This is a genomic window from Spirosoma endbachense (assembly GCF_010233585.1).
In the GTDB taxonomy this organism is placed as follows: Bacteria; Bacteroidota; Bacteroidia; order Cytophagales; family Spirosomataceae; genus Spirosoma; species Spirosoma endbachense.
Map to the genome: position 1 here is coordinate 10,252,966 of NZ_CP045997.1, position 240 is coordinate 10,253,205.

A 240-nucleotide genomic window follows, 5' to 3' on the forward strand; every position below is an offset into this window, starting at 1 on the left:
AAATTTTTGTCGGAGAAAATTCGGAAATGTTTGTCCGTTTTGGACCATTCGGAAGTGACCTAGGAAAGTAAAAACCCGCATAGAAGGGCGCTATGCGGGTTTTTTGACTGTTGGGCGGTCCGGACGGAAAATCAAGATGTGTTGATAATCAGTACAATTACGTTCCTATTCGGAAGTAATTCGGAAGTGATAGCCATTTTTTACAATTATTAGATGTGTTTTACGCCTTTGGCGTGTGTG